Below are 20,439 nucleotides of genomic sequence, written 5' to 3'. Positions count from 1 at the left end.
CCCGATGGCCGCCGCCGATGGCACTACAGCCAGCTGTAGCTCGGATCCGGTAGCACGGGGTATCGGTCCGGATGGCCGCCGGCCCTAGCGTCGGACGGCATGAGCGTGATGGCAGACCAGTCCTGTGTGGTGCGTCTGGAGTCGGTGTCGAAGGAGTACCGGACCGGGCGGACCACGGTGCGCGCCCTCGACGCGGTGACGGCCGGCTTCCGGCGCGGCAGCTTCACCGCCGTGATGGGCCCGTCCGGGTCGGGCAAGAGCACCTTTCTCCACTGCGCGGCCGGGCTCGACCGGCCGACCTCGGGCCGGGTGACGCTGGGCGACACCGAGTTGTCCGGGCGGTCCGAGAGCGAGCTGACCGAGCTGCGGCGCGACCGGATCGGGTTCGTCTTCCAGGCGTACAACCTGCTTCCGTCGCTGACCGTCGAGGAGAACGTGACGCTGCCGGTCCGGCTCGCCGATCACCGGACCGATCCAGTTTCGGTACGCGAGGTGCTCGCCGCGGTCGGCCTCGCCGAGCACGGTCGACGGCGGCCCAGCGAGCTCTCCGGCGGCCAGCAGCAGCGAGTCGCGATCGCCCGGGCGCTGATCACCCGGCCGGAGCTGGTGGTCGCCGACGAGCCGACCGGCGCGCTCGACACCCGGTCCAGCAGACAGGTGCTGGAGTTGCTGCGGCACGTCGTCGACGAGCTGGGACAGACGGTTCTGATGGTGACCCACGATCCGGTCGCCGCGTCGTACGCGGACTCGGTGGTGTTCCTGGCCGACGGCCGGCTGGCCGGCGACCTGAGCCGGCCGACCCCGGACCAGGTCGCGGCCCGTCTCACGCACCTGGGGGAGTAGTGATCCGCCGCCGGGATCTGGCGCTGGCCTGGAGCACGATCCGAGGGCGGGCCGGTGGCTTCGCCGGCTCCTTCGTGGCGATCGCCGCGGGTTCGGCGGTGCTCACCGCCTGCGGGATCCTCCTGCAGTCCGGGCTGGTCGCCGGCGTGCCCCCGCAGCGCTATGCGGGCGCGGCCGTGGTGCTCGGCGCGGAGCAGTCGTTCTGGCTGGACGAGACCTCCGAGGTCCGCTACAGCGAGCGGGTCACGCTGCCCGCCGACAAGGTGGCCGCCGTTGCCGCGGTGCCCGGTGTCCAGGCCGCCGTCGGTGATGTCAGCGTGCGGGTCAGCCTGCCGATCCCGGGCGGCGACACGGTGCCCGGGCACGGGTGGTCCGCGGCGCGGCTCGGGTCGTTCGCCGTGGACAGCGGCCGGGCGCCCGACGGTCCCGGCGAGGTGGCGCTGACCGCCGGGCTGGCCGAGCGCGGCCACCTGACGCCCGGCAGCGTGGTGCAGGTCGTGACCGGCTCGATCCCGTCGTCCTACCGCGTGGTCGGCGTGGCCAGCGGCCCGGACGCCGTCTACTTCACCGACCGGCAGGCGGCCGAGTTGTCCGGCCGTCCGGACCGGGTGGACGCCATCGGGGTGGTTGCCGATCCCGCGGTCAGCCCGGCGGAGCTGGCCGACCGGATCACCGCGGCCGTGCCGGGAGTGCTGGCCCACACCGGCGTGCACCGCGGCGACGTGGAGTTCCCGGCGATGGGTGACGCCCGCGGGCTGGTGGTGGAGACGGCGGCGTCGTTCGGCGGCACCATGGTGCTGATCGTGGTGTTCGTGGTGGCCAGCACCCTCGCGCTGTCGGTCCGCCAACGCCGTCGCGAGCTGGCCCTGCTGCGCGCGATCGGTGCGAAGCCGCGGCAGATCCACCGGATGATCGGTGCCGAGACGATCCTGGTGTCGGCCGCGGGCGCGCTGACCGGCGCGATTCCCGGCGTGGCGCTGGCCTACCTGATGCGCGAGGTGTTCGTCCTCGCCGGCGCGATGCCACCGGACTTCCCGCTGCGAGTGGGCGTGCTGCCGGTCCTCGCGGCGCTGGTGCTCTGCATGGTCAGCGCCCGGGTCGCCGGATGGCTGGTGGCTCGCCGGGTGGCCGGGGTCAGCCCGGTCGAGGCGCTCGGCGACGCGGCCGTCGAGCCGAAACGGCTCGGCTGGTTCCGGGTGACGATCGGTGTCCTGCTGATCCCGCTCGGGATGTTGCTGGCCCTGAGTGGGATGGTGGCGCCGGGCGACTCGGCGGCTGACACCGCGGGGAGCGCGGTCCTGCTGTTCGTCGTGGCGCTCGGCTGTCTCGGGCCGCTCCTGATGCGGGGTTTGGTCGGTTTGCTCGGCCGGGTGCTGAACCGGCAGACCACGGCCGGTGGCTTCCTCGCCCAGGCCAACGCGCGCGGCAATGCCCAGCGGCTCAGTGCGGCCACCACACCGCTCGCGATGGGTGTGACCCTGGCCGCGGTGCAGGTGTTCGCTGCCTCCACCGCGATCGCCGGGGCGCAGCGACAGCTCGATGCCGGATGGCGAGCCGACCACGTGCTGACCGCGCGGGCCGGCGCCGGCATCTCTCCGGAGGTGGTGGAGGCCGTGCGTGGCTTGCCCGGAGCGACCGCGGTGACGCCGGTGGCGCACACCCAGGTGCTGGTCACGTTTCCGTCCGAGGACAGCGCCGCGACCAAGGTCTTCGTCGCTGCGGGGGTGGCGCCGGACGGGCTGGCGGACACCATGGACGTCGGGGTTGTCCAGGGCGACACCGGTAACCTGCGCGGCGAGTCGGTGGCGCTCAGCCGGACCGGGGCGCAGACGGTACGGGCGCGGCTCGGCGAGACGGTCGAGCTGCGGCTCGGGGATGGCGCCGTGGTTCATCCGCGGGTGGTGGCGATCTATGCGAACGGGCTGGCGTTCGGCGACGTCCTGCTGCCGAACGACCTGGTCGTCGCGCACACCACCGCACGGGCCAACACCGCGGTGCTGATCCGCTCCGCACCCGGCGCGGAGCGGGACACGGTCGCGGCGGCGCTGCGCGAGGTCCTCGCGCGCTACCCGACGGTCGAGGTGGGCGATCGGGCGGCGTTCCGGACCCCGCCCGGGCCGGACGGCTCCGGTGGCGGGGTGCTCAACCTGCTGTTCCAGACGGTGCTGCTCGGCTACATCGCGATCGCCGTGGTGAACACGCTGGTGATGGCCACAGTGGCGCGATCGCGGGAGTTCGCCGTGCTGCGCCTCGTCGGCGCCCGGCGCGACCAGGTCCGCGCCATGATGAACGGCGAGGCCAGGATCGTCGTCTTCGCGGCGCTGCTGTTCGGCCTGCTGGCCACGATCCCGCCACTGATCGGCATCAGCCGCGGCCTGACCGGCTCGCCGGTGCCGAGCGTCTCGATCGCCGGGCTGGCCGCCATCGTGGCGCTCACCGCGGCGCTGGCCTGGGGCACCCTTGCGGCAGCCACCCGCGTCGCGACACGACCACCACCGGCCGACGCGCCCTCCGTGCTCGGCGTCACCAGCTGACCGCCTCCCTTGACGGCCCAGCACAGTCGTCCGCCCACTCCAGCTCAGTGACCTGCCCGATGACCCGGCGGCCCAGCGGGCCCGGTGACCCGGCGGCCCAGCGGCCCGACGGCTCGGCGGCCCGGCGGCTCGATGGCTCGGCGGCTCGGCGGCTCGGCGGCTCGATGGCTCGGCGGCCCGACGGCCCGACGGCCCGACGGCCCGGCGGCCCGGCGGCCCGACGGCCCGATGGCCCGGCGGCCCGACGGCCCGATGGCCTGCACTGGCTCCGCGACGCGGCTCTCGCCGTCCGCGTCGCCCTCCGATGTGCAACCACCGGTTGCGCTTCGGGAAGCGGCGGACTACGGTGATGTGCAACCAATGGTTGCACTAAGCGAGGGAGATCACGATGGCGGACATCCTGCACCGGGTCGGCGTCAAGGGCGTCGCTCCGTCGAAGGTCTACGAGGCGCTCACCACCGTCGACGGGCTGGCCGGCTGGTGGACCGAGAAGACGACCGGCGACGGCGGGGCCGGGGGCCGGCTGGAGTTCCGGTTCCCGCCGGTGGGCGGGTTCGACATGGAGGTGATCGAGACGCGGCCGGCCGAGCGGGTCACCTGGCGGGTCGTGGACGGTCCGGAGGAGTGGATCGGCACCACCATCGACTGGCGGCTGCATCAGGACGGCGACTACACGATCATTCTGTTCGAGCACCAGGGCTGGAAGGAGCCGGTCGAGTTCATGAGCCACTGCAGCACCAAGTGGGCCACTTTCCTGCTCAGCCTCAAGCAGCTGGTGGAGACCGGCGCGGGTGCGCCGGCCCCCAACGACGTCCAGGTCAGCAACTGGCACTGACCCCACGGGCGCGGTCAGCTGCCGCCGGTGGTCCGGCAGCGGCGGGTCAGCCGGTGGTCCGGTAACGGCGGGTCAGCCGGTGGTCCGGTAACGGCGGGTCAGCCGGTGTTGGTCCGGCAACGGCGGGTCAGCCGGTGTTGGTCCGGCGAGGGCGGGTCTGCTGCTGGTGATGCTCCGGCAAGGGTGGGTCAGCTGGTGGCTCGGCGTAGGACGGTCAGGGTGGTCACGCCGGCGGGGTCGCCGAACTCCGCGGTGGTGAAGCGGAAGTCGGCGGGCCGGCCGTCGGCGAACAACCGGTCGCCCTCGCCGGCCACCACCGGGAAGGTGACCAGCCGGTACTCGTCGACCAGGTCGGCGGCCGCGAGCGCGTGCACCACACTCAGGCTGCCGATCACCACGATGTCCCGGTGCTGGCGTTCGTCCTTGACCCAGGCGAGCGGGTCGCCGTCGATCGGGGCGGAGTTCGACCAGGCCGCCCCGTCGATCCCGGTGCGGGTGGCGACCCGTTTGGTGGCGGCGTTCATCAGGCCGGCGAAGTCGCCCTCGCGGGCCGGCCACAGCTTGGCGAAGTGCTCCCAGGTGCGCCGGCCGTACAGGTGAACCGCCGTCTGCATCCGGGCGCCGAGCCGGAACTTGTCGCCGTCGACCGGCCCGGTCCCGAACCGGAACGCCCAGCCGCCGTGCCGGGTGCCGCCGCGCCCGTCCGGGTCGGAGACCACGCCGTCCAGCGTGCTGAACTGAATCACGATCACGTCGCCCATCACATGCTCCTCGTCGTCGCGGCGGCCCGCGCGGACCGCCTCTCACCGACCACATACCGGGTCGCGCCGCCGAACTCATCGCTACTGTTCGCCTCATGACGACTCCGGAGCAGCACGAGGCCTTCCGCGGCGACCTGCTCGCCCACTGCTACCGGATGCTCGGCTCGGTCCAGGAGGCCGAGGACCTGGTCCAGGAGACCCTGCTTCGCGCCTGGAAGGCCGCCGACCGCTTCGACCCGCGGCGCGCCTCGCTGCGCACCTGGCTGCACCGGATCGCCACCAACGTCTGCCTGACCGCCCTGGAGGGCCGGGCCCGCCGCCCGCTGCCGAGCGGTCTCGGCGCCCCCGGCGACCCGCAGGCGCCGCTCACCCCGACCCTCGGCCGGCGGGATCAGCAGGCGGCGGAAGACATCCGGTGGCTGCAGCCGTTCCCGGACGCCCGGCTCGGTGATCCCGCCGACGCCGCCCAGCAGCGTGCCGGCCTGCGCCTGGCCTGGGTCGCGGCGCTGCAGCTGCTGCCCGCCCGGCAGCGCGCCATGCTGGTCCTGCGCGAGGTGCTCCAGCTGTCCGCAGCCGAGGTCGCCGACCTGCTCGACACCAGCGTCGCCTCGGTGAACAGCGGCTTGCAGCGGGCCCGGGCCACGCTGCGCGCCGCCGCCCCGGCGCTCGACGACCTGCGTGAGCCGAGTGATCCGGCGGAGCGGGCGGTGGTCGAGCGCTATCTGGTGGCGTTCGAGGCGGCCGACGTGCCGGCCCTGTCCCGGCTGCTCGCCGACGACGTGGCGCTGGAGATGCCGCCGGTCGCGCTCTGGCTTCTCGGCCGCGCGCACTACGCGGCGTTCCTGGAGCGGGTGTTCGCGATGCGCGGCCCGGGCTGGCGTCTGGTGCCGGTGCCGGCCAACGGCGGTCCGGCGCTGGCCGCCTACGCCCCGGACGGACGGGCGCATTCGCTGCAGGTGTTCACCGTGTCCGGTGGGTTGATCCGGCGGGCGGTGACCTTCGTCGACCCGGGGCTCTTCGACCTGTTCGGACTGCCGCCGGTCGTCGACGAAGAATGGCTTTCGTCGATGCGTTGACAGTCGGGTGACCGCGGTGTTCAATCGGCGACATATCCCCTGTGAGCGGTAACACTCCACGATCCGTCCTCACGTGCGCCCGTTCCTGTTAGCGCTCACACCACCTCCGGAAGATCGAAAGGAGGAGTCCCGCCATGCCGTCCCGAACCCGCAGGCTGGTCTCCGGCGCCGCCGTCCTCGGCGCCCTGCTCGCCGGCATCCTGGTCGACCCCACCCCCTCGGTCGCCGCCGGCACCGGCCCGTGCGACATCTACGCCTCCGGCGGCACTCCCTGCGTCGCCGCGCACAGCACCACCCGCGCTCTCTACGGGGCCTACGCCGGGCCCCTCTACCAGGTCAGACGCAACTCCGACGGAGCCACCACGACGATCGCCCCGCTGACCGCCGGCGGGGTCGCCAACGCCGCCGCCCAGGACAGCTTCTGCGCGAACACCACCTGTCTGATCACCGTCATCTACGACCAGTCCGGCCGCGGCAACCACCTGACCCAGGCCCCGCCCGGCGGCTTCCAGGGCCCGGACGTGGGCGGCAAGGACAACCTGGCCAGCGCCACCGGCGCCCCGATCACCGTGGGCGGCAGGAAGGCCTACGGCGTGTGGATCTCGCCGGGCACCGGTTACCGCAACAACAACACCAACGGCATCGCCACCGGCGACCAGCCGGAGGGCATGTACGCGATCTTCGACGGCACCCACTACAACGGCGGCTGCTGCTTCGACTACGGCAACGCCGAGACCAACAGCCTGGACACCGGCAACGGCCACATGGAAGCGCTCTACTTCGGCACCAGCACCGGCTGGGGCACCGGCGCCGGCAGTGGCCCGTGGATCATGGCCGACCTGGAGAACGGGCTGTTCAGTGGCTACAACCCGGGCAACAACTCGGGCGACCCGACGATCACCCACCGGTTCCTGACCGCGACCCTCAAGGGCGGCCCGAACCAGTGGTCGATCCGCGGCGGCAACGCCCAGTCCGGCGGCCTGTCCACCTTCTACAGCGGGGTCCGGCCGAACAAGTCCGGCTACAACCCGATGCACAAGGAGGGCGCCATCATCCTCGGCATCGGCGGCGACAACAGCGTCAGCGCCCAGGGCACCTTCTACGAGGGCGTGATGACCTCCGGTTACCCGTCGGACGCCACCGAGAACGCGGTCCAGGCGAACATCACCGCCGCCGGTTACGCCACCACCTCGCTGACCAGCGGCCCGGCGCTCACCGTCGGCTCGTCGGTGTCGTTGCGCGCCACCACCGCCTGCTGCACCGGGCGGTACCTCGCGCACTCCGGCACCAGCGTGGCCACCCAGGCGGTCACCTCGTCCAGCTCGGCGACCGTGAAGGGGCAGGCCACCTTCGTCGTCCGGGCCGGCCTGGCGAACAGCGGCTGCCGGTCGTTCGAGTCGAAGGACACGCCCGGCAGCTACCTGCGGCACTTCAATTTCCAGCTCTACCTGAACGCCAACGACAACAGCGCGGTGTTCAAGCAGGACGCCACCTTCTGCCCGCAGGCCGGCCTCAACGGCCAGGGCAACGCGCTGCGCTCGTTCAACTATCCGACCCGCTTCATCCGGCACTACAACAACACCGGCTACCTCGCCAGCCAGGGCGGCGTGCACACGTTCGACGCCACCGGCCTGTTCGCTGACGACGTCAGCTGGGTCGTCGGCGCCGGCTGGTCCTGACCGCGGCGGACCCTCAGGACCGGGCGGGATCGCTGATCCCGCCCGGTCCGCTTCTGCTTACGCTTTCCGGCTTCCGGTACGCCCGTCCGCCGTGGATCCTGATGACGATGAATGCGCATCCCTTTCCCGCGGAGAAGTCCGGCCGGGTCGCGGTGGTGACCGGCGCCAACAGCGGCATCGGTTACGTGACCGCGCGGGAGCTGGCGCGACGGGACATGACCGTGGTGCTCGCCTGCCGGGACCCGGATCGCGGGCAGGCCGCGCTGGATCGGATCCGGGCGGAGGCGGCCGGCGCCCGGCTGGAGCTGCGCCAGGTGGACCTGGGCAGCCTGGCGTCGATCCGGGCGTTCGCCGCCGGCTGGGACCACGACCGGCTCGACCTGCTGGTCAACAACGCGGGCATCGCGGTGGTGCCGTTCGCCCGTACCGAAGACGGGTTCGAATCGCAGTTCGGGGTCAACCACCTGGGCACCTTCGCGCTCACCGGCCTGCTGCTGCCGCACCTGCTCGCCGCCACCGAGCCGCGGGTGGTGACGGTCAGCAGCGAGGGGCAGCGGTTCGGCAAGATCGACCTGGACAACCTCAACGCCGAGCGCGGCTACCGCGCCGGGAAGGCCTACACCCAGTCCAAGCGGGCCAATCTCCACTTCGCCATGGAGCTGCAGCGCCGCTCGGACGGCGCCGGGCTGGCCCTGCGCAGCATGGCGGTCGCCCCCGGACTGACCCGGACCAACGTGCTGACCGGCGGCGCGAACAGCACCCGCGGCCGTCTTTACACCACGTTCGTCCGGCTCACCATGCGGGCGATCTTCCGCCCGGCCGCGGCGGGAGCCAAGACTTCCCTGTACGCCGCGACCGCCCCGGACCTGCCCGGCGGCAGCTACATCGTGCCGGACGGCCCGCTGCAGATGCGCGGCGAGCCGACCCGCCGCACCCGGGAGCACGCCATCCGGGACACCGCCACCGCCGCCCGGCTGTGGGAGATCTCGGAACGCCTCACCGGCGTCACCTATCGGTTCGTCCGGCCGGGAGCGTGACCGTGACCGGACGGGCACCGTGAAACCCGCCCGGCCACGGTCGCGCGGTCAGGAGCCGTCGGCGGCGGTGTTGCCCTCCGGCCCGTACGGCGAGGTCTGACCGGCCGGCGTCGGCCGGTTCGCGTTGCGGTCCGGGCTGCCGTGCGGCGCCTCGGTGGGGTGGGCGTCCTCGGTGCGCTGCTTCGTGGTGGGCGACTCCCCGCTGCGCCGCATCTCGGGCTGTTGAACGTTGGTCATCACGTTCTCCTCTCCTGGAACGGATCGCCGCATACCCGCTGAATCCCCGGCCAACCGGGTGGGGCTCGGAAGACTCGCAGCTCACCGCCACTCTGTGCCAACCCATGTGCGACCAGAGGCGAATTCCGGAAGACTTCGGCCTTACCGAAATCGCCTATCGACGGGGGCCGTCAATGACTGACGAGCGGGTCGAAGCCAACGAGACGACAGTTCCGCTACTGCCGTGCACGGCGCCGGAGGAAACGCTTGCCTTCTGGCGCGCATTGGGTTTCCGGGTGACCTGGGAACAGCACAAGCCGTACCTTTATCTGGCTTTTGAATGGAGTGGTTTCCAGCTGCACTACGGGCGGGCCGGGGACGGCGTCGACCCGGCGCGGGAGGAGACCGGCGGCTGCCTGGTGATGGTGGACGCGGTCGCGCCGTACCACGCCGCGTTCACCGAGGGGATGCGCGCCGCCTACGGCAAGGTGCTCGGCAAGGGGCTGCCACGGATCACCCGGTTCCGGGCCGGGGCCTCCCGGTTCACCGTGATGGACCCGTCCGGGAACTCGATCGTCTTCATCCGCCGGGACGAGCCGCAGGTGGAGTACGGCGGGTCCAAGCAGCTCACCGGCCTGGCCAAGGTGCTCGACAACGCCCGGATCCTGCGCGAGTTCAAGACCGACGACCTCGCCGCCTTCCGGGCGCTGAACTCCGGGCTGCGCCGGCACGGCCCGGCCGCGCCCGCCGTCGAGCAGGCGATGGCCTTGGCCGCCCTGGTCGAGTTGTCCACCGTGCTGAACGAGCCGGAACGCGTCCCGGAATGGGGTGCGCGGCTGCGCGCGACCGAGCTCGCCGCCGACGAGCGGGACCGGGTCCGGGGGTTCGTCGCCGACCCGGGGCTGATCGAGCCCTATCTGCGCGTCCAGGACGCCGGCCGGGACGACGGATAACAGTTTTCCGAGCCGCTCCGGCACATTGTGTACCTCCGGACAGTCTTTCTTTTCTTTTGCGTTAAGTGCCTGTCCCGCCCCGGTGGCTGCTGCCTACCCTTCCGTCGTGTCGTCGTCCGCATTCCACGAGCCTCGTCGTTCCGCCCTCGCCGCCGCCGTGGCCGTCCTCCTGATGGCCGGGGCGGCGGCCGGGTGTGCGAGCCGGCCCAGCGCGTCCCCCGCGCCGCCGCCACCGGCCACCAGCACCGAACCGGTCCGCTCCGCGCCGCCGGGTGCGCCCGCCACGAGCAGAGCCGCCCCGGCCACCACGAAGGCCAGCCCGGCCACCACGAAGCCGGTGGCCGCGAAGCTCGGCTGGATCCCGGTCGACCAGGCCGCCTGGAAGACGCAGGTGGCCAAGTTCAAGGCGACCAGGGCGGACCCGCCCGGCAACGCCGGCAACCTGGCCGAGTTCCGCGCCGACTGCCAGTACAGCCACCGGAAGGCCGACGACCCGATCGTCTTCCCCGGCCTGCCGGGCGCCTCGCACATGCATTCCTTCGTCGGCAACAAGGCGGTCGACGCCGGCACCACCGCCGATGACCTGATGAAGTTCACGGCCACCACCTGCGAGCCGACCGTGGACCATTCCGCCTACTGGGTGCCGACGCTCTACGAGGCGGCGACCCGGAAGCGGGTCGAGACCACCGGGTTCCGGGTCTACTACCGGTCGATCCGCGACAATTCCCGCGGCATCATGCCGATCCCGAACGGCCTGCGGATGATCGCCGGCGACGCCAAGAAGAAGGTCCCGACGCCGCGCGGCGCGCAGGGCCAGTTCTACTGCGCCTTCTACGGCCCCGGGAACCTCGACGGCGACGCACGCAGCGACAACGGCAACTGGCCGATCTGCGGCAAGCCGGCGCACCTGCATTTCACCCTGCAGTTCCCGGACTGCTGGGACGGGAAGAACCTGGACAGCCCGAACCACAAGGACCATGTCGCCTTCGGGACGAACGAGGGCTGCCCGGCCGCCCATCCGGTCCGGATCCCGGCGCTGACCTTCGAGATCACCTACGGCGTGACCGGCTCGAAGGCCGGTTACTACCTGTCCTCCGACCCGGACGGGAAGAGCGCCTCGTCGATGCACGGCGACGCTTTCCTGATGTGGGACGCCGGCGCGATGAACCAGCGGGTGCGCAACTGCATCGCCCAGCGCCGCACCTGCGACAACGACGGCTACGACCCGTTCTCGTTCTGAGCGGGCATTGATCGTACTCGAATAGGATCTGACCGGGCCGGAAGCGGCCCGCAAGCGTCGAGCACGGGGGAGGACGCATGTCAGATCTGCTGCCCGATCGGCGGCGGCTGCGCCGCGGGCGGATCGCCACCTCGCTGGCGTTCCTGCTGTTCGGGGCGGCGCTCGGGGTGTGGACGGCGCGGCTGCCGGCGGTCAAGGAGCGGCTCGGGCTCAGCGACGGGCGGCTGACCTTCGTGCTGCTGTCGTTCGCCGCCGGGTGCCTGCTCGGGCTCGCGGTGCTCGGGCGGCTGTCCGACCGGTTCGGCAGTTCCCGGCTGCTCGTGGTGGCGGCGGCGCTGGAGGGGACGCTGCTGGCCGTGGCCGGGTTCAACGCCACCCTGGTGGGGCTGTGCGTGACCGTGTTCGGGTTCGGCGCCGTGCACGGGACGCTGAACATCGCGATGAACGCCAACGCGGTCGAGGTGCAGCGCGCCTGGGGCAGCCCGATCATGTCGTCGTTCCACGCGATCTACAGCATCGGCGGGTTCGCCGGGGCGCTGATCGGCGGGCAGTTCGCCCGGCACGCGGTCGGGATCGGGCCGACGTTCCTGATCACCGGCGCCGGGGTGCTGGCGCTGACCGGGTGGGCGGCGCTGTGGGTGCTGCCGTCCCGGCCGGTCAGCCGCGAGCCCTCGGTCGAGACGGCCGCGGACCGGGCCGGGCGGCGGTCGCTGCTGGTCGTGTTCTGCGGCGTGCTGGTGCTGTTCACCCTGGTCGGTGAGGGAGCCGCGGCCGACTGGAGCGCGGTCTACCTGCGGGACAACCTGCACACCACGCCCGGGTTCGCGGCGTACGGCTACGCCGCCTTCGCGATCATGATGACCGTCGGCCGGATCTTCGGGGACCGGCTGGTGACCGCCCTCGGACCGGTCATGCTGGTCCGGGCCGGTGGCCTGCTGGCGGCGGCCGGGCTCGGTGTCGCGCTGCTGGTGGACCGGCCGGTGGCCGGCGTGATCGGGTTCGGCCTGCTCGGGCTGGGCCTGTCCGGCATCGCGCCGCAGGTCTTCTCGGCCGTCGGCAGCCGCGACGCGCAGCGCTCCGGACGGGACCTGTCCACCGTGGTGAGCATCGGCTACGTCGGGTTCCTGGTCGGACCGATCCTGATCGGGGCGGCGGCCACCGTGGTCGGCCTGCCGGTCGCGCTGTGGATCCCGGTGGTCCTGGCCGTGGTCGTCGCGGCGAGCGGGAGCGTGATGCGCGTCGACGCCGGGCGGCCGTCCCAGTCCATCCGTTCGGGTCGTCCCTGAGGCGGTGTCGCGATGGGATAGTGCGGTGGCGTAGACGAACCGAGCCCACCGGAGGTGCACGGTGACCACGTCCGTACCGAACAATCCCGCCCTGCCGGACTGGCTGGAGCAGGTCGTGTCCCCGGTCCGCGAGGCGCTCCGCGGGCTGCTCGCCTGCGCGGCCGACGCCCTGCTGGACCGCACCCCGGGCGGGGTGACCCGGCACCCGCCCGCGGCGGCGTCGGTGGACCTGCGGTTCACCCGGACCGGCGCGGGCGACGAGCGGATCATCGTCCCGGCCGGCACCCGGGTCGCGTCCGGCCCGGTCGTCTTCGTGACCGCCTGGTCGGCGACCGTCGAGCCCGGTCAGAGCGCGGTGACCGTCCGGGCCCACCACGCCGAACAGGTCGGCGGGGAGCTGCTCGGCGCGGCCACCGGCGAGCCCGGCCAGATGCTCCGGGTCGCCCGCGCGCCGATCGTCACCCTGGACGACGCGGACGACGTGGTGCTCGGCGTCGCCGTCCCGGACCCGGCCGGGCCGACCCGGGAGCACTACGGCGTCACCTACGAGGTGTGGCAGCCGGTGACCAGTTTCGCCGGGGCGACCAGCGCCGACCGGGTGTACCTGCTGGACCGCGCGGCGGGCACGGTCACCTTCGCCCCGGTGCTGGACCTGCGCGACACCGCCGACGCGCGGCCGCGGGTGGTCGGCGCGACCCCGCCGGCCGGCGCGCCGATCCGGATCTGGTACCCGACCGGCGGCGGCCCGGCCGGCAACGTGCCCGCGGAGACGGTCACCGCGATGCGCGACCCGATCCCCGGGGTCCGGGTCACCAATCCGGCTCCGGCGCGCGGCGGGCGGGCGATCGAGGACGAGGCCGGCGCGCTGGCCCGCCGGCACTACGAGCAGTCCACCCGGCGGCGCGCGATCACCGCCCGGGACTTCGAGATCCTGGCCGTGACCGGGTCCCCGGAGGTGGCCCGGGCCGGGGCGGTAGCCGGCGACAGCCAGGTGCGGGTCGCGCTGGTTCCCACGGTGACCATTCCGCCGGCCTGGCTGCCGTGTTCCGCCGAGCACGAGATCGAGGTGGTCCGCGAGACCGTCTGAGCCCAGCGCCTACCCGGCGCTGCTACAGGTCGTCGCCGGAGTCCGCGATCCGCTGGCGAAGCTCGTCGACCTGCGCCCGGAGTGCGTCGATGCGCTCGCGCAGCTGGTGGGCGTAGGCGACGAGCCGCAAGCGGTTCTCGTCCGCCGCACCGCACAGCGTCTCCCAGGTGACCGTGGCGTCGTCCATCTGCATGTGTGCCTCCGCGGGGGATCGGACGGGAGCAAGCGGGCAGCCAAGATCAGACCGTGCCGGAGACCGCCAGGTGCGTTCCTGGGGCGATCGGCGCGACGAGCGGCAGAGCTTTCATGCCGTCACTGTCGCCGACGGATCAGTGCCACCGGTCCGCGCTGTCCGTGATCCGTCTCAAGCTGCGGCCCGCTCCTGGCGGAGTCGTCACTGCGCGACGCCGGCGAGCAGCCAGCGCGCGACGGGAATCTCCAGCAGCACCCGCGGGCCCTCGTGCTCGTTCGCAAGCGTGATGTCCCAGTCGTACTTGGACTTGAACCGGTCGACGACGTCCGGCGAGAAGTCACACGGGCGAACCGTCACCCGGCCTTCCGCCACCACGGGCGCGCTTCCGCCCTCCAGCGCCACGGACACCCGCGGGTCGAGAAGCACGTTGCGAACTTTGCGGTTCTTCTCGGCGCTGCAGATCCACAAGGTCCCGTCGCGGAACACGAACCACACCGGGGTCTGGTGCGGGCTGCCGTCCCGCCGCAGCGTGCACAACCAGGCCAGCGGTTCCCGGTCCAGTCGTTCGCGAACACTCTGATCAAGTCGGCTGGACATGGTGTGCATCCTCGCACCGACCTCCTGAACGGCGGCTGATCGCCCTCTACCTGTCCGGGCATGTCGAGCGCCGGATCAACGCGGCGGCCGCCGCCATGCTGGACCGGATCGCCGGCATCCTGCTCACCTGCATCGCCGTGGTGCTGCTGGTGAACGGCTTCACCGACCTGGTGGTCAACGCTCTGACCAGATGACCCTTTCCGCACGGTCCGCTCCGGGTTGCGCTTCACCATTCCCGGTACGGCCGGCGCGCGCGTCCCGGCGGACCAGCAGGACGAACTCGACGATCAGCGTGACGACGGTCAGCACCACCGAGACCAGGAACGCGAGCAGCGAACTCGCGCCGAGCCAGGCGACGAGCGGGGCCGGGTTGTCGGCGCCGGCCGCCCAGCGCTGCACCGCGCCGCCCGGGCACGAGCCCGGACACGAGCCGCCGCCCTGGGTCAGCGCCAGGAACGCCGCCATCACGAAGCCGAGTCCGCAGACGACCGGCGCCAGCAGGGCGAACCGCAACCGGAACCCGCGGGTGCGGCGCCACCAGGACGGCACCCAGATCGCCAGGACGAGGGCGGGCAGAATCGCGGAGGTCAGGTCGGGCACCCCGAGATCAGATCAGCGATCGGCGGCGGGCGGCAGGCCGGGCGGCGCATCTCCACATGATCTTCACATCGGCGGGCCGCGGCTTTCGCCTCGGGCGGATCCTGGCTTTCACCTCGGCGGCTCAGGGCCAGAGCAACTCGCGGGCCCAGCCGGTGGCGCTGCGGGCGTACCGAAGCCTGGTGTGTTTCCGCTCCTTGTCGGCCTGCCAGAACTCGACCCGGTCGGCGGCCAGAGTGCACAGCGTCCACTCCTCGGCGACGAAACCGGGCTCCGCCTCGATGCGGGCGCGGGCCGCCGCCACCTCCCGCACCAGGGTCGCGGGATCGGCCAGCGGCTGGCTCTGCCGGCCGAGGGAGGCCTCCGCGCGCGAGCCGGCCGGGCGGGCGAGGAAGTCCGCGGCGCTGCGGTCGGCCGGTTCCGGACGGACCCGCCCGCGGACCCGGATCTGCCGGCCCTGCTCCGGCCAGTAGAAGGTCAGCGCGGCGACCGGATGCCGGTGCAGTTCCCGGCCCTTCGGGCTGCCCGCGTGCACGGCGAACTGCCAGCCGTCCGCGTCGACGTTCTTGAGAATGAGCACGCGGGCGTTCGGGATGCCGTCGCTGTCGACGGTCGACAGAGTCATGGCGTGCGGCTCGCGCACCCCGGCGTCCACGGCCGCGGTGAGCCACGCGACGAACAGTGGTTCCGGCTCGTCCGGCGCGGCGCCCGGATCGAAATCGGGCAGCGGACCGGCGAAGACGGGCAGGCTCCGCAGGTACTGCCGCAGGTCGGTGGTGATCATGCGGCGACGATAAACCCGTACCCCAGGGTCCGGGTCAAGCCGTGCAAAGATCGGCGGATGCGAATTCTCTACGACGGGACCGCGGGAATCGCCTACTGCCAGATCTACGTCACCAGTGACGACGTGCCCGACCTGACCGACGCGTTCGCCGGGCAGGCCAACGGGTTGTGCGGCGCGGCGGAGCCCGGCGTGCTGATCCTGCAGACCGGCACGCACACCGGCCGGGTGCGGTTCACGGTGGAGATGCACGACCAGCCGCCCCCGCCCGCCGACGGGTGGGAGGAGGTGGTCGAGGTGTCGTTCGTGCCCAACGGGTCCCCGGTCGGCCTGGTCGAATGGGGCGAGTCCGAGCTGGTGGAGATCGAGCTCGAGGCGCCGGTCTACCGGGTGCAGTACTGCGCCAGCGGCATGGACCTCGGCCGGGATCCGTACGGTGGGATCGACCCGGACACCATCGAGGACGACGACGCGAGCTACCTCGACCACCGGCCGGACCGCTACCTGCTGCGCTTCTGGCCGGACCCGGCCGGGCAGCCGCGGCCCGACGCGGTGCTGCGGCAGACCAGCAAGGACGCGGCCCACCAGCATCAGTGGGCGCGGGGCCTGCCCAAGCCGCCGACCGCCGAGCAGCGTGCCGAGACCGAACGCCGCGAGCAGGAGGCACGGCTGCGCCGGCAGGCCGAGTTCGAGGCTCGGGAGCTGGCCCGGGTCTGGGGCGGCCGCCCGCCCACCGATCAGCTGCGCCAGGTCGGCGGCAACATCCTCCAGATCGTTCAGTACGACCGGGACACCGCGGACGCCGTCGTCGACGCCGGCCCGGCCACCCAGCGACGGATCGCGCTCTGGGCGGCCCGGCGCGCCTATCAGCACGCGGGCATCGCCCAGGTGCCGTGGCTGGCGCCGGCCTGGTCAGCGCTGGAACACGGCGAGCCGTTGCCGGCCGAGTACACCGACCTGGCCACGCTGCGGAAGCAGTTGATGGGGGAGCGCGGCGCGGAGACCCACCACACCGAGGTCCGCTTCGAGCCGCACTACCTGCCACCCATGGAGCCGCGCGAGCTGATCGCCCGGATGCTGGCCGTACCCCTCGACCCGGTGTCGATGGCGCTGCCCGCCCTGCCGGCCGCCGCCGAGCCGGATCCGCTGCGGGCCGCCCTGGAAGCGGTCTGGTACGCGGTAACCGCCCACGGCTCAGCGGCCGACTCGTTCCTGGCTGATCTGCGGCGGTCCTTCAGCCTCGGGTAGCGAGCAGCGGGAAGCGGTTGCCTTCGCTGTCCTCCAGCAGGGCCCAGCGTCCGAACGGCATGTCGATCGGCTCCTGGACGAAGCTCACACCCCGGTCGGTGAGCTCCCGCCAGGTCGCGTCCACGTCGTCGCAGGCGAGAAAGACCGGCGTGTTCGGCTGTCCGTCCGCGGCCGCCGGATCCGGCCCGTCGGCCCGCTCCAGGATCAGCACCACCCCGTCGGGCAGCCGGACCTCCAGCCAGCGCTCGTCGCCGTAGCGCTGATCCTGAACGACCTCGCACTTCACGGTCTCGGTCCAGAAACGCTTGGCGCGCTCCTGGTCACGGACGCCGATCCGGACCTTGGCAACCCCGCGAAGCATGCCGCCTCCCCTCGACCGCGCTCAGCCGTAGATCTCCCGCCACTCGCGGATCTCATGTGCCCGCACCAGGCCATTCAGGATAAACGGATCGCCGGCCAAACCGGCCGGGACCAGGGCACCGCCCGTTTCCGGTCACCAGGTGCCGCTGTCCGACACGCGGGCCGGGGCGGCCCCGGTGACCAGAGTGGTCAGGGCCGCGTCCAGGGTGTCGCCGAGATGCCACTCGCCGGTCGGGTCGAGGGCGAAGACCCGGCCGCGCTCGTCGATGGCCAGGACGGCGTCGTCGACGCCCTCGACGCCGAGCGGGAAGAGGCGGCTGCCCAGCGCCGCGCCGAAGTCGGCCAGGGTGGTCGCGGTCGGGATCGCCATCGTCGGGTCGATCGCGAACAGGGAGCGGCGCAGCACGAGGCCGGGACCGTCCTGGTCGATGTAGATCCCGGCGAACTCGGCCAGGGCCCGCTCGGCGGCCGGGAACCGGGTGTGCCGGGCGCCGCCGGCCGCGGTGTAGGCGCACACCACCTCGATCATGTGGCCGGCCACCTCGGGGACGTGCCGGCCCTCGGACCAGCCGGCGTTCCGCAGGACGGCGTCGACCTCGTCCGGGAAGCGCGTCACGCGGCCGCGTCCGGGCTCAGCCCCAGGTAGTCCAGGAGCAGCAGGGCCGGCAGCCCGGGACGGACCGGCGTCCCGGCGGCCGGGTCGCCGTCCTCGCGGATCCGGTACGACTCCAGCCGCGCGCCGCGGACCAGCTCCCGCAGCTCGGCCAGGGTCAGCGGCGGCCGGCCCGCCTCGGCCCGGGCGTTCTCCTCGGCCCAGAAGAGCCGGGAGAAGACCGCCGCCTCGGCCGACCGGTCACAGCCGCGCTCCCGGTACTGCGCCGGCATCGCCTCGAAGAACGCGGCGACGGCCGGGTGCGGCGGCAGCGTGATCTCGGAGCGGCCGCTGAGCGCCAGCCAGTGCTTCCCGGCGACGGTCAGCCGGCTCATCGTCGCCGGGAAACGCCGGGCCCGGGGCACGGCCCGTGCCGGTCGGGGCGGTGGCCGGAAGTCCCGGGCATACCACTCGGCGAGGTGCGACGGCGGCAGCGTGCCGCCGAGGACCAGATCGCCGGTCCGCCGGTCGAGCACCATGCTCGGCACGTTGCTGGGATCGCCGGGCGGGAACCGGGCGGAGATCACCCAGCCCAGCTCGAACTCGTACAGGACCGGTTCGGCGCCGGGGGCGGCCTCCTCGATCCAGCGGCGGGCACGCTCTTCCGCATCGATCCGGGTCAGTGCCGTCATGATCGCCACTGTAGCCAGCTGAATCTAGGATGGGCCGGTGCGGCGACGGGTGGGACTGATCCTGGGCGTGGTGCTCCTGCTGGCCGTGGCCGGTGCGGTGGCCGGCCGGCGGTGGTGGCAGCAGCGGGCGCCCTACCCGCCGCAGACCCTGCACGCCCAGGCCACGCTGCGGTTCGTCGACCAGGCGACCGCCGACGCCGCCCTGGCCCCGGGCAACGCCGAGCACGCCGAGCCCGGCGAGCAGATCCTGCTCGGCCGGGTCAGCTGGACGCCGCCCGCCGAGGCGCGGGCCGGTGATTCGTTCCGGATCGTGCTGCTGGACAAACGCCGTCGTCTGATGCCCGGATTCATCGCGGCGACCGCGGCCGACCCCGCCGACGTCGGCGCCGGATCGGACCACGCGCTCGATCTCGCCGAGGAACGCTACCCGTGGCTGCGCGGCATCGGCGCGCGCGAGATCAACGGCGGTTTCTGGTGGCCGGGCAGCGCCGTCACCGCGTCGGTGGACGCCTCGCCGGTGACCCTGCAGACCGTGCTGCACCGGGCCCGCCCGGGCACTCCGCCGGAGGCCGCCGTGGCGACCGCGCCCGTGTCGGTCGACGACCTGCTGGTCGCGCTGATCGGGGTCGGCCCGGACGGCCAGGTCTACTGGGCGCAGCGCCTACTGAACTAGCTCCCGTAGATGGTCGCGGCCGTGAAGGTATCGGCCCCGCGCGAGCATGCTTGAGCTGAAGTCGGGTTGAGGGAACAGGATGGCCGGATGACGGCGACCGACGCGATCCGGCAGGCCCTGGACGAGCAGCAGACCGTGGAGATCACCACGATCGGGCGGCGCAGCGGCCGGCCCCGACGGATGGAGACGTGGCGCTACCGGGCGGGCGGCCGCTATTGGCTCTCCGGCAGTCCGGGCCGCCGCGACTGGTATGCCAACCTGCTCGCCCATCCCGAGTTCACCCTGCACCTCAAGGACCAGGACCTTCCGGTACGTGCCCGTCCGGTGACCGACCCGGCCGAGCGCGCCCGCGTGTTCGGCGAGATCGTGCCGAGCCTGTCCTGGGCCGGCACCATGGAGTCCTGGCTGGCCGGCAGCCCGCTGGTCGAAATCGAACTCGGCGGCTGAGCCCGTGGAGTTCGAACTCGGCGGCTGAGCCCGTGGAGTTCGACCTCGGCGGCCGAGCGGGTGGAGATCGAACTCGGCGGCCGAGCGAGTCGAGACTGAACTCGGCGGCCGAGCGGGTGAAGACCGAGCTGGACGGCTGAGCGAGTGGAGACCGAACCGGGCGGCTGAGCGAGTCCGCGCCAGTGCCGAAGGCCGCCCCTAGTCGCGCGAGGAAGCCCAGGCCAAGGCCACCGCCGCCGCGTCCTCCGCCACCGCACCCGGCACCGCGAAGTCATGCCGCGCGGCGTAGGCCCGCCAGCGCGCCCCGGCGAAACTGGCCGCCCCGGCCGTAAGCCCGGCGACCGCAGCCGGTCCGACCATCCCGGCCCCGCGCCGCCGCGCGTAGGCCGCCCCGGCGATCGCCCCGAGCACCACCCGCCCGGCGAGCGGCGCCGGCTTGAGCCGGCTCGGCGCCTTCGCCGACTTGTCGAACACCATCTCGCCGAGCGCCGCCGCCCCCGCCGCCACCCGGATCCAGCCACGCTTGCGCAGCGCCAGGCGAGCCAGGGGAGTGAGACTGCGGGCGCCCGCCGAGGCGCCGAGAACCGCGGAACGCACCAGAACGCTGTCGGCCATGCCCGACAAGTGCCCCGCGACGCCCCCGCCAAACAGAAGCGACACCCGCCAGGCAGAAGCGACACCCGCCAGGCAGAAGCGACGCCCGCCAGGCAGA

The 20,439-nt window shown here is 72.8% G+C and carries 23 protein-coding genes; 13 read left to right on the top strand and 10 right to left on the bottom strand.

The window, feature by feature from the left end; genetic code table 11:
• The first annotated feature begins 99 nt into the window (after positions 1–99).
• From BJY16_RS33650 to BJY16_RS33640, 3 genes are all read left to right on the top strand, one after another.
• The gene (locus BJY16_RS33650; RefSeq protein WP_185043586.1) at positions 100–843 is read left to right on the top strand and encodes an ABC transporter ATP-binding protein; all 744 of its coding nucleotides are present in this window, start codon (positions 100–102) and stop codon (positions 841–843) included.
• Positions 843–3,377 (top strand): ABC transporter permease, encoded by a 2,535-nt coding sequence (locus BJY16_RS33645; RefSeq protein WP_185043585.1) that lies wholly within the window; start codon positions 843–845, stop codon positions 3,375–3,377. The genes BJY16_RS33650 and BJY16_RS33645 overlap by 1 nt, the downstream gene beginning before the upstream one ends.
• Before the next feature lie 388 nt (positions 3,378–3,765).
• The gene (locus BJY16_RS33640) at positions 3,766–4,212 is read left to right on the top strand and encodes an SRPBCC family protein (RefSeq protein WP_185043584.1); all 447 of its coding nucleotides are present in this window, start codon (positions 3,766–3,768) and stop codon (positions 4,210–4,212) included.
• 188 nt (positions 4,213–4,400) lie between these two features.
• Here the strand turns inward: BJY16_RS33640 and BJY16_RS33635 are convergent, their stop codons facing one another.
• The gene (locus tag BJY16_RS33635; RefSeq protein ID WP_185043583.1) at positions 4,401–4,973 is read right to left on the bottom strand and encodes a dihydrofolate reductase family protein; all 573 of its coding nucleotides are present in this window, start codon (positions 4,971–4,973) and stop codon (positions 4,401–4,403) included.
• 95 nt (positions 4,974–5,068) lie between these two features.
• Here BJY16_RS33635 and BJY16_RS33630 point away from each other — a divergent pair, with 95 nt between their 5' ends.
• The 3 genes from BJY16_RS33630 (at position 5,069) to BJY16_RS33620 (ending at position 8,765) form a co-directional block, all read left to right on the top strand.
• Positions 5,069–6,049, top strand: a complete 981-nt coding sequence (locus BJY16_RS33630) for an RNA polymerase subunit sigma-70 (protein WP_185043582.1) — start codon at positions 5,069–5,071, stop codon at positions 6,047–6,049.
• Between the two features lie 134 nt (positions 6,050–6,183).
• Positions 6,184–7,728: an alpha-L-arabinofuranosidase B gene (locus BJY16_RS33625; protein ID WP_185043581.1), complete on the top strand. Its 1,545-nt coding sequence runs from the start codon at positions 6,184–6,186 to the stop codon at positions 7,726–7,728.
• Positions 7,729–7,835: 107 nt separating this feature from the next.
• Positions 7,836–8,765, top strand: coding sequence for an oxidoreductase (locus BJY16_RS33620; protein WP_203759188.1), 930 nt, complete (start codon positions 7,836–7,838; stop codon positions 8,763–8,765).
• A 48-nt stretch (positions 8,766–8,813) separates the two neighbouring features.
• Here the strand turns inward: BJY16_RS33620 and BJY16_RS33615 are convergent, their stop codons facing one another.
• A complete protein-coding gene (locus BJY16_RS33615) occupies positions 8,814–9,002 on the bottom strand; it encodes a hypothetical protein (protein ID WP_185043579.1) in 189 nt (62 codons plus the stop codon).
• Positions 9,003–9,175: 173 nt separating this feature from the next.
• Here BJY16_RS33615 and BJY16_RS33610 point away from each other — a divergent pair, with 173 nt between their 5' ends.
• The 4 genes from BJY16_RS33610 (at position 9,176) to BJY16_RS33595 (ending at position 13,547) form a co-directional block, all read left to right on the top strand.
• Positions 9,176–9,934 (top strand): DUF8817 family protein, encoded by a 759-nt coding sequence (locus BJY16_RS33610; protein WP_185043578.1) that lies wholly within the window; start codon positions 9,176–9,178, stop codon positions 9,932–9,934.
• Between the two features lie 106 nt (positions 9,935–10,040).
• On the top strand, positions 10,041–11,174 hold the full coding sequence (locus BJY16_RS33605) for a DUF1996 domain-containing protein (protein WP_185043577.1): 1,134 nt from the start codon (positions 10,041–10,043) through the stop codon (positions 11,172–11,174).
• A 77-nt stretch (positions 11,175–11,251) separates the two neighbouring features.
• Positions 11,252–12,460, top strand: coding sequence for an MFS transporter (locus tag BJY16_RS33600; protein WP_185043576.1), 1,209 nt, complete (start codon positions 11,252–11,254; stop codon positions 12,458–12,460).
• Positions 12,461–12,521: 61 nt separating this feature from the next.
• The gene (locus BJY16_RS33595; RefSeq protein ID WP_185043575.1) at positions 12,522–13,547 is read left to right on the top strand and encodes a baseplate J/gp47 family protein; all 1,026 of its coding nucleotides are present in this window, start codon (positions 12,522–12,524) and stop codon (positions 13,545–13,547) included.
• 22 nt (positions 13,548–13,569) lie between these two features.
• Here BJY16_RS33595 and BJY16_RS33590 read toward each other — a convergent pair whose 3' ends face one another.
• The 4 genes from BJY16_RS33590 to BJY16_RS33575 form a co-directional block, all read right to left on the bottom strand.
• A complete protein-coding gene (locus BJY16_RS33590; protein ID WP_185043574.1) occupies positions 13,570–13,740 on the bottom strand; it encodes a hypothetical protein in 171 nt (56 codons plus the stop codon).
• Between the two features lie 201 nt (positions 13,741–13,941).
• Positions 13,942–14,346: a pyridoxamine 5'-phosphate oxidase family protein gene (locus BJY16_RS33585; RefSeq protein WP_185043573.1), complete on the bottom strand. Its 405-nt coding sequence runs from the start codon at positions 14,344–14,346 to the stop codon at positions 13,942–13,944.
• Positions 14,347–14,511: 165 nt separating this feature from the next.
• Positions 14,512–14,937 carry a hypothetical protein gene (locus BJY16_RS33580; protein ID WP_185043572.1) on the bottom strand — a complete coding sequence of 142 codons (426 nt, stop codon included), beginning with the start codon at positions 14,935–14,937 and terminating at the stop codon, positions 14,512–14,514.
• A 121-nt stretch (positions 14,938–15,058) separates the two neighbouring features.
• Positions 15,059–15,718 (bottom strand): pyridoxine/pyridoxamine 5'-phosphate oxidase, encoded by a 660-nt coding sequence (locus tag BJY16_RS33575; RefSeq protein ID WP_185043571.1) that lies wholly within the window; start codon positions 15,716–15,718, stop codon positions 15,059–15,061.
• Positions 15,719–15,775: 57 nt separating this feature from the next.
• Between BJY16_RS33575 and BJY16_RS33570 the strand changes: the two genes are divergently transcribed.
• Entirely contained in the window at positions 15,776–16,963 is a 1,188-nt protein-coding gene (locus tag BJY16_RS33570) for a hypothetical protein (RefSeq protein ID WP_185043570.1), read from the top strand.
• Here the strand turns inward: BJY16_RS33570 and BJY16_RS33565 are convergent.
• From BJY16_RS33565 to BJY16_RS33555, 3 genes are all read right to left on the bottom strand, one after another.
• A complete protein-coding gene (locus BJY16_RS33565) occupies positions 16,950–17,324 on the bottom strand; it encodes a VOC family protein (RefSeq protein ID WP_185043569.1) in 375 nt (124 codons plus the stop codon). The two genes, BJY16_RS33570 and BJY16_RS33565, sit on opposite strands and share 14 nt — an antisense overlap.
• A 132-nt stretch (positions 17,325–17,456) precedes the next feature.
• The gene (locus BJY16_RS33560; RefSeq protein ID WP_185043568.1) at positions 17,457–17,939 is read right to left on the bottom strand and encodes an SUKH-3 domain-containing protein; all 483 of its coding nucleotides are present in this window, start codon (positions 17,937–17,939) and stop codon (positions 17,457–17,459) included.
• Positions 17,936–18,607, bottom strand: coding sequence for an SUKH-4 family immunity protein (locus BJY16_RS33555; RefSeq protein ID WP_185043567.1), 672 nt, complete (start codon positions 18,605–18,607; stop codon positions 17,936–17,938). Before BJY16_RS33555 ends, BJY16_RS33560 begins: the two co-directional genes overlap by 4 nt.
• A gap of 37 nt (positions 18,608–18,644) precedes the next feature.
• On the opposite strand from BJY16_RS33555, the gene BJY16_RS33550 reads away from it, so the two are divergent.
• Both BJY16_RS33550 and BJY16_RS33545 read left to right on the top strand, forming a co-directional pair.
• Positions 18,645–19,280, top strand: coding sequence for a hypothetical protein (locus tag BJY16_RS33550; RefSeq protein ID WP_185043566.1), 636 nt, complete (start codon positions 18,645–18,647; stop codon positions 19,278–19,280).
• A gap of 66 nt (positions 19,281–19,346) precedes the next feature.
• The gene (locus BJY16_RS33545; protein ID WP_260418343.1) at positions 19,347–19,727 is read left to right on the top strand and encodes a nitroreductase/quinone reductase family protein; all 381 of its coding nucleotides are present in this window, start codon (positions 19,347–19,349) and stop codon (positions 19,725–19,727) included.
• Between the two features lie 198 nt (positions 19,728–19,925).
• Here BJY16_RS33545 and BJY16_RS33540 read toward each other — a convergent pair whose 3' ends face one another.
• Positions 19,926–20,342, bottom strand: coding sequence for a hypothetical protein (locus BJY16_RS33540; RefSeq protein ID WP_185043564.1), 417 nt, complete (start codon positions 20,340–20,342; stop codon positions 19,926–19,928).
• Positions 20,343–20,439 lie beyond the last annotated feature (97 nt).

It is taken from the genome of Actinoplanes octamycinicus (genome assembly GCF_014205225.1).
In the GTDB taxonomy this organism is placed as follows: domain Bacteria; phylum Actinomycetota; class Actinomycetes; order Mycobacteriales; family Micromonosporaceae; genus Actinoplanes; species Actinoplanes octamycinicus.
Note: the sequence above shows the minus strand (reverse complement) of the source record. Positions and strands in the feature narration are given on the sequence as shown.

Excerpts from the sequence above, each read along its gene's own strand:
- BJY16_RS33620 (WP_203759188.1), top strand. The coding sequence starts at position 7,836 with ATGAATGCGCATCCCTTTCCCGCGGAGAAGTCCGGCCGGGTCGCGGTG.
- BJY16_RS33640 (WP_185043584.1), top strand. The coding sequence starts at position 3,766 with ATGGCGGACATCCTGCACCGGGTCGGCGTCAAGGGCGTCGCTCCGTCG.
- BJY16_RS33625 (WP_185043581.1), top strand. The coding sequence starts at position 6,184 with ATGCCGTCCCGAACCCGCAGGCTGGTCTCCGGCGCCGCCGTCCTCGGC.
- BJY16_RS33555 (WP_185043567.1), bottom strand. The coding sequence starts at position 18,607 with ATGACGGCACTGACCCGGATCGATGCGGAAGAGCGTGCCCGCCGCTGG.
- BJY16_RS33575 (WP_185043571.1), bottom strand. The coding sequence starts at position 15,718 with ATGATCACCACCGACCTGCGGCAGTACCTGCGGAGCCTGCCCGTCTTC.
- BJY16_RS33630 (WP_185043582.1), top strand. The coding sequence starts at position 5,069 with ATGACGACTCCGGAGCAGCACGAGGCCTTCCGCGGCGACCTGCTCGCC.
- BJY16_RS33650 (WP_185043586.1), top strand. The coding sequence starts at position 100 with ATGAGCGTGATGGCAGACCAGTCCTGTGTGGTGCGTCTGGAGTCGGTG.
- BJY16_RS33600 (WP_185043576.1), top strand. The coding sequence starts at position 11,252 with ATGTCAGATCTGCTGCCCGATCGGCGGCGGCTGCGCCGCGGGCGGATC.
- BJY16_RS33565 (WP_185043569.1), bottom strand. The coding sequence starts at position 17,324 with ATGCTTCGCGGGGTTGCCAAGGTCCGGATCGGCGTCCGTGACCAGGAG.
- BJY16_RS33610 (WP_185043578.1), top strand. The coding sequence starts at position 9,176 with ATGACTGACGAGCGGGTCGAAGCCAACGAGACGACAGTTCCGCTACTG.
- BJY16_RS33570 (WP_185043570.1), top strand. The coding sequence starts at position 15,776 with ATGCGAATTCTCTACGACGGGACCGCGGGAATCGCCTACTGCCAGATC.
- BJY16_RS33635 (WP_185043583.1), bottom strand. The coding sequence starts at position 4,973 with ATGGGCGACGTGATCGTGATTCAGTTCAGCACGCTGGACGGCGTGGTC.
- BJY16_RS33615 (WP_185043579.1), bottom strand. The coding sequence starts at position 9,002 with ATGACCAACGTTCAACAGCCCGAGATGCGGCGCAGCGGGGAGTCGCCC.
- BJY16_RS33585 (WP_185043573.1), bottom strand. The coding sequence starts at position 14,346 with ATGCACACCATGTCCAGCCGACTTGATCAGAGTGTTCGCGAACGACTG.
- BJY16_RS33540 (WP_185043564.1), bottom strand. The coding sequence starts at position 20,342 with ATGGCCGACAGCGTTCTGGTGCGTTCCGCGGTTCTCGGCGCCTCGGCG.
- BJY16_RS33590 (WP_185043574.1), bottom strand. The coding sequence starts at position 13,740 with ATGCAGATGGACGACGCCACGGTCACCTGGGAGACGCTGTGCGGTGCG.